Annotated in this window: 12 protein-coding genes; 4 read left to right on the forward strand and 8 right to left on the reverse strand. The window is 62.9% G+C overall.

What is annotated here, in order from left to right; translation table 11 throughout:
* The first annotated feature begins 197 nt into the window (after window positions 1-197).
* On the forward strand, window positions 198-2645 hold the full coding sequence (locus H5T73_09080) for a PAS domain S-box protein (protein MBC7247917.1): 2448 nt from the start codon (window positions 198-200) through the stop codon (window positions 2643-2645).
* Window positions 2646-2675: 30 nt separating this feature from the next.
* Here H5T73_09080 and H5T73_09085 read toward each other — a convergent pair whose 3' ends face one another.
* The 4 genes from H5T73_09085 to H5T73_09100 all read right to left on the reverse strand — a co-directional run bounded on the left by H5T73_09085 (window position 2676) and on the right by H5T73_09100 (window position 8032).
* The gene (locus tag H5T73_09085) at window positions 2676-3764 is read right to left on the reverse strand and encodes an ABC transporter permease (protein MBC7247918.1); all 1089 of its coding nucleotides are present in this window, start codon (window positions 3762-3764) and stop codon (window positions 2676-2678) included.
* Window positions 3761-4675 carry an ABC transporter ATP-binding protein gene (locus H5T73_09090; GenBank protein ID MBC7247919.1) on the reverse strand — a complete coding sequence of 305 codons (915 nt, stop codon included), beginning with the start codon at window positions 4673-4675 and terminating at the stop codon, window positions 3761-3763. The genes H5T73_09085 and H5T73_09090 overlap by 4 nt, the downstream gene beginning before the upstream one ends.
* Before the next feature lie 966 nt (window positions 4676-5641).
* Window positions 5642-7228 (reverse strand): sigma-70 family RNA polymerase sigma factor, encoded by a 1587-nt coding sequence (locus H5T73_09095; protein ID MBC7247920.1) that lies wholly within the window; start codon window positions 7226-7228, stop codon window positions 5642-5644.
* Between the two features lie 630 nt (window positions 7229-7858).
* On the reverse strand, window positions 7859-8032 hold the full coding sequence (locus H5T73_09100) for a hypothetical protein (protein ID MBC7247921.1): 174 nt from the start codon (window positions 8030-8032) through the stop codon (window positions 7859-7861).
* 164 nt (window positions 8033-8196) lie between these two features.
* Between H5T73_09100 and H5T73_09105 the strand changes: the two genes are divergently transcribed.
* Window positions 8197-8559, forward strand: a complete 363-nt coding sequence (locus H5T73_09105; GenBank protein ID MBC7247922.1) for a MerR family transcriptional regulator — start codon at window positions 8197-8199, stop codon at window positions 8557-8559.
* 98 nt (window positions 8560-8657) lie between these two features.
* Here H5T73_09105 and H5T73_09110 read toward each other — a convergent pair whose 3' ends face one another.
* Window positions 8658-8777, reverse strand: a complete 120-nt coding sequence (locus H5T73_09110) for a rubredoxin (protein ID MBC7247923.1) — start codon at window positions 8775-8777, stop codon at window positions 8658-8660.
* A gap of 506 nt (window positions 8778-9283) precedes the next feature.
* Between H5T73_09110 and H5T73_09115 the strand changes: the two genes are divergently transcribed.
* The gene (locus H5T73_09115; protein MBC7247924.1) at window positions 9284-11092 is read left to right on the forward strand and encodes a cellulase family glycosylhydrolase; all 1809 of its coding nucleotides are present in this window, start codon (window positions 9284-9286) and stop codon (window positions 11090-11092) included.
* 99 nt (window positions 11093-11191) lie between these two features.
* Here the strand turns inward: H5T73_09115 and H5T73_09120 are convergent, their stop codons facing one another.
* Window positions 11192-11560, reverse strand: coding sequence for a helix-turn-helix transcriptional regulator (locus H5T73_09120; protein MBC7247925.1), 369 nt, complete (start codon window positions 11558-11560; stop codon window positions 11192-11194).
* Window positions 11561-11951: 391 nt separating this feature from the next.
* Between H5T73_09120 and H5T73_09125 the strand changes: the two genes are divergently transcribed.
* Window positions 11952-13100, forward strand: coding sequence for a nitronate monooxygenase (locus H5T73_09125; GenBank protein ID MBC7247926.1), 1149 nt, complete (start codon window positions 11952-11954; stop codon window positions 13098-13100).
* A 4-nt stretch (window positions 13101-13104) separates the two neighbouring features.
* Here H5T73_09125 and H5T73_09130 read toward each other — a convergent pair whose 3' ends face one another.
* The gene (locus tag H5T73_09130) at window positions 13105-13590 is read right to left on the reverse strand and encodes an SDR family oxidoreductase (protein ID MBC7247927.1); all 486 of its coding nucleotides are present in this window, start codon (window positions 13588-13590) and stop codon (window positions 13105-13107) included.
* A 141-nt stretch (window positions 13591-13731) separates the two neighbouring features.
* Window positions 13732-14547: a 4Fe-4S binding protein gene (locus H5T73_09135; protein ID MBC7247928.1), complete on the reverse strand. Its 816-nt coding sequence runs from the start codon at window positions 14545-14547 to the stop codon at window positions 13732-13734.
* Between the last annotated feature and the right edge of the window lie 119 nt (window positions 14548-14666).

Raw genomic sequence — 14666 nt, forward strand, 5'->3', positions numbered from 1 at the left:
AAGGTGCCGGACGGCGGTCCATGTGGCGCAAGCCCGACCCTTCGCTCCGTGAGGGAAGCCTCGCGCGGCCTGCCACGGGAACCCTGCGCCCGGATCCTCCCGCTTCCACCCCTCGCTACCCGTATCCAAGCATTCAACAGAATAGTAGAATATGTTAGGGGACTGCCCGGCGAAAGAGTTGCGGAAACAGGTGGGGCATGGGAAAAGAGAAAGGCGGCTCACGCAAGGCGGGGTTTCCGGCCGCTTTCGGCCGCCGCAGACGACTTGCCGAAGAGGCCGGACAGGAGGGAGAGGGCGGGTGCGACTCCCGCCGCCGGAACGGCGACGGGGAGGGAGTTGCGCCCCCTCAAGGCACCCCGCCGCATCTCCACGGCGAAGAGGTTCCCGAAAAATACTTCGCTTCCCTCATCGACAACTCTTTCGATCTCATCTTCGTAACGGACGCGCAGGGCAAGGTACTCTTCATGGGCCCCTCCGTGGAACGAACGCTCGGATACAAGCCCCACGAGGTGGTCGGCACATCATCCTTCGGTTACCTGCATCCCGATGACGTGGCGAGGGTGATAGACTTCTTCGCGCGCGGCGCGGCGCGGAGCGGCTTTTCCAGAAACGTCACCTGCCGCGTGAAACACCGGGACGGGACCTGGAGGCACATGGAGGCGGTGGGGCACAACCTCCTCCACGATCCCGTGGTGCGCGGCATCGTGATCAACGCCAGGGACATCACCGAGCAGGTCCGTCTCCGGGAGGAACTGAAGCGCAGCGAGGAGTATTTCCGTTCCATCATAGAGGCCGCCTCCGACATCGTCGCCGTCCTCGACCGGGAGGGGACCGTTCGTTACGCCAGCCCGTCCACGCGCGAGGTAATCGGTTACGAGCCCCAGGAGCTGGTGGGGCGGAACCTCTTCGAGTTCACCCACCCGGACGATATAGGGGACAGCACGGCGGCACTCGCCTTCGCCGCCGGCCGACCGGGGATCACCCGCTACGCGAACGTGCGCATCCGCCACAAGGACGGCTCCTGGCGTTACTTCGAGGCCGCTGCCAACAACCTGCTCGACAGCCCCGCGGTGAACGGGATGGTGATCCTCGCCCGCGACGTGACGGATCGTCACCTCTGGGAGGAGGCGCTGCGGGAATCCGAGGAACGTTACCGGCTCATCTTCGACCATTCGGGCGACGCCGTCTTCACCTATGACGCGGAGCTCAAACTCACCGGCGTCAACCGCAGGGGATGCGAACTGATCGCATACCGCCCGGAGGAACTGCTGGGCCACAACATCTTCGAACTGGGCATCCTCCACCCGGATGATTACCAGACCGGCTTCACCAACAACCAGAGGTTGTTCGCGGGAGAGATCGCCCGTGCCGAGCTGAGATTCCTGCGCAAAGACGGCACTGTGCTCGTGGGCGATGTCACCGGGGCACCCCTCTTCAACCGGCAGGGGGAAGTGGTGGAAATCATCAACATCGTGCGCGACGTCACGGAGCGGAAGAGGAATGAAGAAAGACTGGAGGCCCTTAACCGCTGCCTGCTCAACCTGGGGCCCGATCCCCTGGAGAACATCATGAACGTCGTCTCCACGGGAAACGATGTATTGGGCACCTGCCGCCTTGCTTACTGCAGGCTGGACAAGGGCAGGTTCCAGTGTTTTTCGCCGGCACGCAGGGGCGACGGCTTCTTCGCCCCCGAGGAGCCGGAACGTTTCCTGTCCTTCGGCCTCATCTCCTCCGACTTCGCCTCGCCCGTCATCCTGAACGACGCGGAGGAGGCGAGGGCGGCCCGCGATCCTTTTCTCGGCGGCGGTGATTTCCATTACCTGGCAGCCCTTCCCGTGCGCCTGGGTGAGAGCGCGCTGGGTTGCCTCTGCTGCTTCGCCCCGGAAGAGAACGACCTCACCGCGGAGACCATCGGTTTCCTCGGCATGCTCGCGCGCGCCATAACCATCGAGGAGGAGCGCCGCGCCTACGAGGAGAGCATCCGCCACTTCGTGGACATCGCTTCCCACGAGCTGCGCACGCCGCTCTCCATCATCAAGGGCTACGCGGATGCCTTCGTCTGCGGGGACCTCATGGAGCTTAACGACATGCAGATGGAGAAGATCCGCATCATAAACAAGAAGGCCGACAAGATGGCCAAGACCATCAACGACCTCCTCGACCTCTCCCGTATAGAGAGGGGGGAGTTCGTGGTGGAAAAGAGCGCCGTGGACGCCAGGAGCGCCGTCGAGTCCTCCATCGCCCAGATGCTGGAAAGAGGCGCGCAGAACCGTTTCCTCCTTTCCATGGCGGAGGAACCGCTCCTCATCCAGGCAGACCCCGACAAGCTCTCGGACGTGCTCGTCATCCTCCTGGACAACGCCATAAACTACTCCCCCACCGGTTCCGAGATCGAGGTCGAGGTGCTCCCGCACGACGGCGGGGCGATCTTCTCCGTGAAGGACCGCGGGCCCGGCATACCGCAAAAAGAGCGCGAGGGCATCTTCGAGCGCTTCTACCAGCTCGAGGACTCCCGGCACCATTCCTCCACCGGCATGGGCCTGGGCCTTTTCATAGCCCGCGAGATAGTCAGGGGACATGGTGGTAAAATATGGTATGAGGCGCGCGAGGGCGGCGGCTCCGTCTTCCGCTTCACCATCCCCTGACCACCGCCCGGCCGCTGCATGAAAAGGCCGTCACTCCCAGCGGAAGAAGCGCGCCGCGGCAGCAAAGGCCGCCAGGCCCACGCCTGCCAGGACCACCAGGTCCAGCCACACCGCGGCTAGCGACGCGGAATTGATCATCACCTCCCGCAGCCCGTCCCCGAGGTAGTAGAGGGGCAGGCAATGTGCGATGATGCGCACGGGTGCGGGTACCCATTCCACGGAGAAGAAAATGCCGGAGAGGAACATCATGGGCATAGCGATGGCCTGTGCGGCCAGGCCCGCGCTGCGGGCGTTCTTGGTCAGGGAGGCCACGAGAAAGCCCAATGCCAGGAAGGAGGAGGCACCCAGGAGCACGAGGACGGCCATGTAGAGGAAATTCCCGCTTATCCTCAAGCGAAACACCAGGGACCCGAACGTGAGGAGCACGGCAGCCTGCAACAGCGAGAAGACCAGCACGGAGGCGATGCCGCCCGCGAGGAAAACGGGCAGGCGCAAGGAGGAAACCTTTATACGGCGCAGTATGCCCTTTTCGCGGTAGGTCGCGATCTCCAGGGAATAACCCGTCATCCCACCGAACATGATCACCATGGCCAGGATCCCGGGGATCATGAAATCGATGTATTCGAAGTCCTTGACGTCCTTTTCCTCTTCTTCCCTCACCTCTATCAGGTCAGGAACCCCCGACATCACCCGCTCCATCTCTCCCACGATGCCCCGCAGGGTGGACGAGGTTATTTGGGCCGTGGTCACCTCCGACTGGTTGACGACCATGGTGACTTCCGAAGCCTCCCCGGAGGTCACCCGCCCCGAGAACCCCGCCGGGATGATGAGCACGCCGTTCCTGTCTCCGTCCCTGAGAGCCGCCCTCTCCTCGTCCTCGCTCCCCACCGATACCTCGAGGGCGTCGATGCCCTGGAAAGCCTGCACGACGGCCCGGCTCATCTCCGTCCCGTCGAGGTCCACCAGGCCGATGTGCAGCTTGATGTCTCCCGCACTGCCGAAGACGACTCCCAGTATGATCATGAGAACGACGGGAAAGGCGAGCAGCCAGAAGAGCGCTTCCTTCTGCCGCAGGGTTATCTTCAGGTCGTAGAGGAAGATCTTGAGGAAGCTTTTCATGACCTGATCCTTCTCCCGGTGAGCTTGAGGAAGACGTCCTCCAGGGACGCCCTCCGCATGTTGATCTCCTCCGCCTCCGAGCCTTTCTCGTGCGCTAGGGCGAATATGCCGACGAGGGTCTCCTGGGGCGACGAGGTGACCACGTGGAACCGGTCATCGTCGGCGAAGGCGCTCATGACACCCCCGATGCGACTTATCAACGCGACGTCCAGCGGCGGTTGCAGGCGGAAGGTGATGGTGCTCTCGGGCACGAATTCACCGATGAGGCGGCTGGGGCTGCCCAGGGCGATGATCTTGCCGTGATCCATGACGGCCACGCGGTCGCACAGCCTCTCCGCTTCCTCTATGTAATGGGTGGTGAGAACCACCGTCTTTCCCTGCTCCCGCAGGCGCGCCACGATCTCCCAGATCCTCAACCTGGCCTGCGGATCGAGGCCCGTCGAGGGCTCGTCGAGGAAAACGATCCTGGGGTCGTTGATCAGGGCGAGGGCGATGGAGAGACGCTTGTGCTGGCCGCCCGAAAGCTCGTTGACCCGCGACTTCGCCTTCTCCCTGAGCTCGGCCAGCTCGATGAGCTCCTTTGTAGGAAGGGAGTGCGGGTAGAAGCATCCGAACAGGTCCAGGGTTTCCCAGACGGTGAGCTCCTCGATAAAAACGGTGGTCTGCAGCTGCACGCCTATGATCTCCTTCACCGCGCGCGCCTGGCTGCGCACGTCCAGGCCCATGACCGTTATCTCACCCGCATCCGGCTCCCTCAGGGTCTCCACCATCTCCAGCGTGGTGGTCTTGCCCGCCCCGTTGGGGCCCAGGATGCCGAAGATCTCGTGTTCCTCAACGTCAAGGTCCACGCCGTCCACGGCCCTCACGTCGCCGTAGTGCTTCCGCAACCCCCGGATGGAAATGGCGGTCATCTTTCCCCCCGCTCGGTAGATCCCGCTCTTCGCGACAATCCACATTATACCGGAATCACGGGCCTTCTCATCGTCCATCTTATGGATGTTGGAAATGCGTCCGCGTCAGCGGCAGGAACCCGTTATACGCGGATCTTCCGTTATCGGCCGCGCACACCCCCCCTCCCGCCTCACGAATCGTGCCGGGCCCCGGTAAAAGGCTGACGCAATGCGCGATCCCCGGGGACGGCCTATGCCCTCGCGTGTCCGGCTCCGCCGGCGAAACGCGCCCCGAAGACGGCCGGGGGCGGCGACGGAGCGTGCCGGGGAGATAGGGGAAGGGACCGCCCCGGGCGCCGGACGGTCCCTTCTGAAGTACGGAGCGCCCCGATTCTGGGGATGTCCTTGACTTGTCGCCGGCCTATGCGATTGCCTCGCGTTCTCTATCCTTCTCTATATACGAACGAGGGCCCCCCAACCCTCACCCCACTGCCGGGGGCGTTTCTTCCCGCCACCTTCCAGGGAGAAGGCACGGGTGATCCTTCTGGCAACCGGAACCCGGCGGCCTGCCGGAAACCCGACCATCGGCCATCCCTTGCAGACACCGGGCATGCATGATCCCCCAATCGTGTTTACGGGATGAGCGTCTTTCTTAAAGGCGCTTGCCGGGCAAGGTCGGGGCGCCCGTTGGTCACCTTTACCGCCGGGACAGAAGCTCGCGCAGCGTCCGGGCGGCCTCCTGCACGAGCCCAGGCATGCATGATCCTCCAATCGTGTTTACGGGATGAGCGTCTTTCTTAAAGGCGCTTGCCGGGCAAGGTCGGGGCGCCCGTTGGTCACCTTTACCGCCGGGACAGAAGCTCGCGCAGCGTCCGGGCGGTCCCCTGCACGAGCCCAGGCATGCATGATCCCCCAATCGTGTTTACGGGATGAGCGTCTTTCTTAAAGGCGCTTGCCGGGCAAGGTCGGGGCGCCCGTTGGTCACCTTTACCGCCGGGACAGAAGCTCGCGCAGCGTCCGGGCGGCCTCCTGCACGAGCCCGTTGATGCCCGCCGACGCCTTCTCCAGCAGAGTCCTTTCGCCCCCGCAAGCCCGAGGCGTGGATACGGTCTGCGCGTCCCTTTTATCCGGCTCCCTCCCGGTTGCGGCCTTGGGACGCCTTTCCGCCTCGGAGGGCGCTTTCCCGCCTCCCGCCTTATCCTCAATGCAGGTCGCGACAGCGGGGGCTTCCGCCCCGGCCTCGCCGGTATCGCCCCCGCCGTTCCCGGGAACGCCCGCGGGCACGACGCCCCCGGGCCGTTCTGCCTCGACGCCCGTCAGCGTCTTTTCCACCTTGTAGGTCAGATCAACCGTTTTCCGTACCGCTTCCCGGATGCATGCCCGCAGCGTCTCCAGGCGCGCGACGCTCTCCAGGGAGGAAACGAGCTCGTCAGGCATCCCCGTGAAAGCGCACAGGAGAAGCAGCGGCTCGGCGATGAAACCCGTAACGTAACCCCCCAGGGCACATAAGAGATCCGCGGCAGCGCCGCTCTTCTCCGCGATGAAGCGCGCCGCTTCGCAACCCCCGGCGACCAGCGACCGCAGGGGACAGAACCCTTCCGCGGCCGACACGTCTTCCTCCCCTGCCGACGCCTCCGGCGCCTTGGCCTGCGTCACGGCGGGCGAATCCTCCGGGGCATGAGCCTCAGGCCTCTCGGGTCCCTTTGCTGCGGGAGCCGCGACAACGACCTGCTTTTCGGAAAGGGGAGGCACATCCTCGGGAAGCCGTTCCGCCGCGTATGCCTCTCTTGCGTTCTCCCTCACCCCTTCGTTCTGCGAATGCGACGCGGTCATGACCCCCGCTCCCACCAGGGAGCCCGCCAGGATAAAGACCAAAAGCGCGTTCCATGACCTGGCCGCTTCCGGGATGCCCCACGACCATGAACCCGCGCATTCGGCGCATCTGGAAAGCGCGGAAAGAAAGCGCGCGGCGATCCTGCTTCCCGCGTGATGCAGGCTTACAAGCAAGGAGGACCACCAGCCGTATTGCGGCCCCTCCTTCTCCACGAGGTCCTTTTTCAGGTGACTCCGAGCACGGTGTAGCAGGCTTTCCACCGCCTTCTCCGTAGTACCCATGCGGGCGGCTATCTCCCGGTAGGAAAGGCCGCCGTATTCCTTCAGCATGATGACCTGCGCATAACGCCGCGGAAGACGTGACATCGCTTCCCTCACGCCCGCGATCGCCTCGTTCTTCAGGTACAGTTCCTCGGGGTCGTGATCCCCGTTTTCCCGCCTGCCGTTCTCCTCTCCCAGCTCCTCCGGGGATACGACCTTGAACCGCAGCGAACCGTTGCTTTTGCGGAAATAGTCGATAACCAGGTTCTGGGCCACCCGGTAGAGCAGGTTACGTCCGTAGTCGTCCCCGGTTATCTCCCTGCCGCTACGCAACACGCGCAGAAAAACGTCCTGCGTCAGGTCCTCGGCGACCCCCTGATCGATGCCCTTACGGACGAAGAAATTGCAGAGCGAGCGGTGGTGTATCCTGTAGAATTCCTCGATGCGGCGGACGCCCGGTTCTTCGCAACGATCGCCCATGCCTCCCCTCCCTGCAAGGGATCCACGAATATTCCTGAAAGGTTTTTCTATTGTAGCAGAAAAGAACAAAATGCTCAATGATGTATGATTCCAGGCGAGGATACCGGCTGTACCGCAGCGCAGAACGCCTTTCCGAACGGGCTGATAGGGTTCTCGGTACCCTGCGCCGTGAGACCCCGTCAAGGCCCATCGCGGCACAAGCTCCGTGGGGATATGACCGCCCTATCATCCCCAGAACCCGCACATGAGGATTCGCGCCCGGCCTGGCCATGTTATTGCTTCTCCCCTCTTCGATGCCTTCGATAATAAATACGTGCGGGTGTGGGTTTTCCCTCACCGTCCATGCACCGCACAAGCCGTCAAACAGGCCGCCGCTTCCACGTAGTCAGAGAGGATGAGGAGGGGGTGCACCCGGTACGTTACTCCAGAAGTGCGTGACCCCCGTCTCCGCGAGCAGGCTCCACTCCGTCTCTCCCGGGTGCACCCGGTACGTTACTCCAGAAGTGCGTGACCCCGGAAAAGAAAAGGGGCCCTCGCCCCTTCTTGACCCCCGGCCTGACCGTGCCCCAATTGGTTCTTCCACGAGCGGTCAGCGATGCAGGAGGACCTTCCGCGCAGTGAAGGTGATCATCAGGCGGAGAACACGACCTCCCTCTCGCTTTCTCGACGATCTTCCACGGCACCGTCTGCGCGGGCCTCCGATGCGTACGCAGGCAGCGAAACGAGGGAAAAACCAGGGTCGTCTTCCACGGAGGAGTAATCGTAAAGACAGACCTGGCACATGTCGAACTCTATCGATCCCACGCTGCCGCACCTCTCGCACCGTCCGGGATTGCGCAACTCTCTATCACCTCCCGATATAGGGTTTCATGCAGATACTTAACTTTATATGTTAGATTTTATAATATATCCTGTCAACCTTTTCATTTAATGTTGACATATAATCTAATAAGTAATATAGAAAAGCCATGGAAGAGAGGGAAAAGGGCGAGGAAGCGACGGCGCAGCCCGTGGAGGGAACGGACGACGAGCCCCTCTACACCATCGGGGTAGTCTCCCGCATGCTCAATTGCGAGCCCAGCGCCCTGCGGCGTTATGAAAACGCCGGGCTGGTGCGCCCGGGACGCACGGAGGGAAACACCCGCCTCTATTCCAACAACAACGTCCGTACCCTGCGCACCGTGCACAAGCTGATGGACGAGGAGAAACTAAACGTGCGCGGCGTGCGCATGGTTCTGCAGCTGCAGGAGGAGATAAGGGAATTGCGTTCGAGGGTGGAGGAGCTCGAGGAATGCCTGCGAGCGCTACGCGAGAAAGAAGGTGAGGGTTGACACCGACCGCCTAATCGCAGGCCCCTGCGTGGAATGGCTTCATTATCCGCACGGCCTGCGCCGCGTCAAACTCGATAGAGTACGCTTCCCGCAAAAGCCTACTTTTCCTTGCCTTCCTTCTTATCGAAGGAACCCTGGGAATCGCAATTCGGGCACTTCTTGGGCTTGCAGCGGGAGTCCCTCACGTATCCGCACTTCTTACACACCCAGGCCGCCATCGTGCACCACCTCCATACGCATCCTTCCCGCAAGCGGTATTATACCCGGGCGGCGTAAGCGTTAAAACGCCGCGAGGCCGGGATGCTGCGACGTTTCGGCTGGTGTCTTAGGGTCGAATAGGACTGAGGTAACGCCCTGTCATCCCGGCAAAACAAGCAAAGACAGGAAGAAAGGGGTGGTTTCCCAAATGTTCGATCTGGGAACCATGGCACTACTTCTGGCCTCCGAAGCGAAGGGGATAGAGGATATAGAGGATAAGGTTGCGAGAATCGTGTTCGAGCTGGGCAGGTCGTGTTCGAGCTGGGCAGGGCGATGTTGCAGGCCGTATACGCCTACCTGGGCTGGCAACTCATGAAGAAGAGGGGAAAATGCCTGCGTAATGTGGGAATGCGGTAGCGGAACGTCCTCACCCGTTTCGGGATGGTGAGGGAAGCGATTGATTTTCGACCTGCCTGGCTATATACTTATTGAGTTGATGTATGCCGGTTGCCAGGGGGTGTGGACGATGAAGGTAAGGGCGGTCTATCCCTCAAGAAAAGAGCGTGGAAAAAACGCCCGTGCCGTATCCCGAAGATTCCTGATCGCCCTGCTGCTCTTCTCCCTCCTCCCGTTTCTCTCTGCGCCAACGACGGCAGGCGCCGTCTCCCCCCTTCCCCCGCAGGCGAGCGTGATCGCCGGCGGGACGGTGGGGCAACGCTTCGGGACGCAGTCAAGCCACATCAAGCTCTATCCCCCGTCCAACATGCACGCGGAGCTCGACGTGGTGCGGGGCGCGGGCATCGGCTGGCTGCGCTGCGACTTCGCCTGGTTCGACCTGGAATACAACCGGGGGGCGTGGAACTTCACGGGCACAGACCGCCTGGTGGACGAGGCGGAGGCGCGCGGTATCTCTATCCTCGGCATACTGGGCACCTCCCCGCCCTGGGCAAACGGCGGCAACCGCTGGAATTTTCCCCCCACGGACATGGGCGCCTGGAGGAATTACGTGCGCACCGTGGTCTCCCGCTACCGGGGAAGGGTCCCCGCCTGGGAGATATGGAACGAGGAAAACATCCACGCCTTCTGGCAGCCGGCGCCCGATTACACCGCCTACGTAAACCTGCTCGCCGCCGCCTCGCAGGAGATAAGGGCGGCGGATCCCTCTGCGACCATCGTCATGGGCGGCGTCGCCGGGCTGGACCCCAACTACCTGAACAAGTGCCTCCAGCTGGGAGCCGCGGCCTACGTGGACGCCATCGCCTATCACCCCTACGCGGAGACCATCGGGGAAGAGGGGCAGCCGCCGGAGGCGACCTACTGGCCCAAGGAGAGGCTTTGCCGCCTCATCGTCGACTGGGTGCATAACCTGGTGGCCAAATACAGCAGCAGGCGCCTGCAGGTATGGGTGACCGAGGTGGGGTGGACCACCTGCGCCGGCGTACCCCCGGGCGTCGATGAGATGACGCAGGCCTCCTACCTGCTGCGCACCATGATCAACTACGCGGGCACCGACGTGGAGCGGGTCATCTGGTTCAACCTGCGGGACACCTGGGAGAGCGAGATCGACCGCTACGGGCTCGTGGACAGGAACTTCAACCCCAAGCCATCCCTGGGATATTACGCGACCTTCATGAAGGTGTTCGGGCCCGCCGTGGCCAGGGAGTCTGGGGTGGTCTCCTTCACCTGCTCCAGACCCGCGACCCTTGAGGCGCACTGCTTCCGCATGGAGGATGGGGACCTCGTCCTTGCGGCATGGAAAGCGGACGACCAGGCGGATACGCTCTCCCTGCAGGTGAACGACCCCTCCTTCGCAGATCCCGTCTCCGTCGCTCCCCTTGACGCCACGGAGACTCCCGTGCCGGGGACGGCGCGGGACGCAGAGGGAAGGCTTACCGTGAGCGGGCTGGCCATAGGCAAGACGCCGGTTATCATCAGGATGGACAGGGTGAAGGTGACCGCCGTCTCGCCACGCCAGGCGTACCAGTATACACCGAGCCAGTACATCAACGACATCTCCGGCTCGGGCTTTCAAAGTGGAGCCTCGGTGCGCCTGGAGATGGGGAGCACGGTCATCGCGGCCTCGAACGTCAAGGTGCAGTCGGAAGGGCACCTGACCTGCAGCGTGGGATTATGGGGAGCGGCGCCGGGCACCTACGACGTGGTGGTCATCAACCCTGACGGGAGCCGGGCCAGGCTGGCATCAGCCTTCAAGGTGGTCCCGCCGTGTGGCGGCGGTGGGGCGGTGATACTCGTCTTCGTGACCATGATGGGTCTCCTCGCCACTGTCGGCTACCTTTATCCGCGTAGAAGGATCCGTCGCGGGGAAAAGCCCTGACGCGTGCGGCATGCCCGGCGCCGCACAGGGGGACCGTTTTTTCGTGACCCTTGCATGCATGAAAGCGTTGACGCCGGCGGCATGCTCGGCGCCGCGGCGCTATTTGCCGGCCCGCTTTCTCCCTCGTCCCAGGCCCTCGTAACGTGCCTTCAGCTCATCGAGCAGACGCATGGTCTCCTCCAGGTTCGCCGCCCATAGATCGAGCATCTCCATGCCGTCGGGCGTCAAGCTGTAGACCTTGCGCGCCGGCCCCGCTCCCGAGTCATCGAGCGAGCTGGTCGCCATGCCGGCGCGCTCCAGCATGCGCAGGATGCGGTAAACCATGGAGGGATCCATATCCGCCCTCGCCACCCCGAGCTCCTTGAGGCGCACCACCAGCTCATACCCGTGCATGGACTCCTCGGCCAGGAGGAGCAGGATCGCGGGCCTCAGGAGATGGCCGAACGAGCCGGGCGCCAAAGCGCGCATCTCCGTGATGATGCCCGCCGGAAAGCGGCCCGTCCGCATCCCGTGCGGCGAGAAAACGCCTCGGAAAGCATGATGCTCTCCGCGCCGGCCTTCCTCGCCCCCAGATTCCCCTCTTTTTCCTGCGTACTCATCTCCCGTCATCTCCAAAACCTCCTTCGTGCGCTTGCTGGCCGTGCTTCCCGATATTACTGATAATATCACCATATAGTATTATTGTCAATATTGTTATTATGGCAATTTGAAGCCGCGTGCGGTCACGTCGACCTGAGCTGTGCCCCCAAAGTTCCGTAATGTGCTCCTGCAGGAAAACGGGTATGATTGTTACAAAGGGTCTGACGGCTAGCTCGTATAGTATCCGCGGCTTCGTTTGCGGGGAGGAAAGGAGGGTCCCATGGGCAAACCGGTATTGAGGACCAGGCTCTGCGACATGCTGGGCATCGAGTATCCCGTCCTGAGCGCGGGGATGGGCCCCAACCTCCTGGGTGAGGAGACGGGGGCTCCCGTGGACCTGGTGGTGGCGGTATCCGAGGCCGGTGGCCTGGGGGTTCTGGGAGCCAGCGGTTATTCCATCGGGGAGATGCGAGACGCCATCAGGGAGATCAAATCGCGCACCGACAAGCCCTTCGGCGTGGACATCCTGCTGCCCAAGAACATCGTGGAGCTGGACGAGGGCGGCGGCAGCGGCGAGACGCCGCTGAGCGACCTCCTGCGCTCCCTGCCCCAGTCCCACCAGGACTGGGTAAGGAAGGTCATGTCTGACCTCGACCTCCCGGAGGTGGACATCGTGGTGAAGATGGACACCACCACCCTGCGGCCGCGGGAAGCCATCAAGGTCTGCCTTGAGGAGAAGGTCCCCCTCTTCTGCGCCGGCCTGGGAAACCCCGGGTTCATGGTGGAGGAGGCCCACGCCAACGGCGTCAAGGTCCTGGCCATCACGGGAAACACCAAGAACGCCAGGCGCATGGCGCAGTCGGGTATCGACCTCCTGGTCGCGCAGGGACACGAGGCAGGCGGCCACACGGGGAGGATCGGCACCATGGCCCTGGTTCCCGCCTGCATCGACGCGGCTTACCCGGTCCCGGTGCTGGCCGCCGGGGGCATCGGTGACGGGCGCGGCCTCGCTGCCGCCCTGGCCATGGGATGCGTCGGCGTCTGGGTGGGGACCCGTTTCCTGGCCACCGAGGAGGCGGGAGCGCTGGATATCATCAAGAAGCACATCGTGGAGGCCACCGACGAGGACACCAGGGTGAGCACCATGTTCACGGGGAAGACGCTGCGTTCCATCACCAGCAAGTTCCACACCCTCTGGGACGAGTCCGGCCTGGAACCCCTTCCCTTTCCCCTGCAGATGCTGGTATCATCCTACCTCCTCGCCGCCTTTATCAAGGCCAACAAGGAAGAATACGTGGGGGCCTTCGCGGGACAGGTCTCAGGCCTCATCAAGGACATCAAGCCCGCAGGCCAGGTCCTGGAGGAGATGGTGGCGGAAGCGGCGGAAATCCTCACCAGGAAGCTTCCCGAGAGCGTGCAGGTGGAGTAGGAGATCAGCCGCTTTTCATCGCGCGCATGGGCCTCGACAGGCCCCAGGCGAAGAGCGCGCGCACCAGGGCGGGACTGAAGCCGCCGTAGGGCCCAGAACACCTTCGCCGGGGCCGCCACGGTGATGATGGCCTCGTTCCGCTCCATGCCGCGCAGCACCGCGCGCACTTCCCGGTCGGCATGCCCCTGGGCGCCGTCCTCATCATCTTCTCGCGATCCACCTTCATCAGCTCAACGCTCTCGTAGATGGGCGTGCGGATGAATCCCGGGCATACCACGCTCACCTTCACCCCGTAGTGCGCTCCCTCGACGCGCAAGGCGTTGGACGGGCCCACCACGCCGTACTTGCTCGCGGTGTAGGGTACCAAGCCCATTGCGGAAACCAACCCCGCCAGCGACGCGGTGTTCACGATGTGACCTGACCCCTGCCTGACCATTACGGGATAAGCCGCCGCCACTCCATGCACGACCCCGTACAGGTTGACGTCTATGACCCGGTGCCAGTGCTCGTCGGAGAAGTCTTAGGCTTCACCCCTCGCGATGGCGTTGATCCGCGTGGGCCCAGGGGGAAGCGAAGCGATCTCCCACCAGGTAAAGGCGTATTTGCCGACGAGTTCCTGCCCGGTATGGCATTAATCGTATTTCACGTGGGCGCGGATACTCTCGTAGGCCTTTTCCAGGAACTCGGGGTCCTCGAGGCGCACCTCGATGGCGTCCCTGGGGCACGCGGTGGCGCATCTCCCGCAGGCGCGGCAGAGCTCTCCGATGACCGCCCTCCCGTCCTCGATGCTTATGGCCCCGAGGTAGCAGCGCTCCGCGCACCTGCCGCAACCGGTGCAGGCATCCGTCACCTTAATGGAAATGCTTTCCAGGCGGGGCTGCAGGGGCTCAAGCCACTTCAGCGGCACGTGGCGCGTATAACGCGTGATACAACAACATTCGCAGCAGAAGCAGGTGGTGAGCATGCGGGATCTGTCCTTGACGTCGAAGATGAAATTGTCTACCCTGACCTTTCCCACGATGGGCACCAGCCCCGCGTCCACCGCCCTGCGGGCGTGCTCCTTTGCTTCTTCCACCCCCACTTCGCGGCCGGGGAAGCGCTTTATCTCCATCGCGGAATCCCCCATCATCAGGCAGCCTATATCCCGCGGATAGCGCTGGCATTTCCATCCTTCCCTGCAGCCGCAGTAGTCGATGATCACCCTGTGGGATGCTTCCTCGATAAAACGGTCCAGGAGGGCCAGGGGAAGGGGAGCGTTCCCGGGCATATCGATGTCCGCGTTGATGGGAAGCCAGCGTGCTTCCGTTTTGTCCTCGCGCAACCAAGGGTGGACCCTGTTGAGGCCGGGGATCTTCAGGGCCGCTTTCACCGAAAGCTCTACCGCCCGCACCACGCCCCCGCGCACCTTCCTGCTCAAGCCCTTTCTCTTTCCGGCTTCAGCATCCATGTCGCCCGTGCCCCGCTTTCCGGTTCGAGGGTTCTTCTACCCTTTGCTACCACATATTTCCAAGTCAATTAAAACGCAGTCGCGCCCGGTTCCTAACATGCATGGTGACATTATAGTCC

This window comes from Actinomycetota bacterium (genome assembly GCA_014360655.1).
Lineage (GTDB): Bacteria > Actinomycetota > Geothermincolia > Geothermincolales > RBG-13-55-18 > JACIXC01.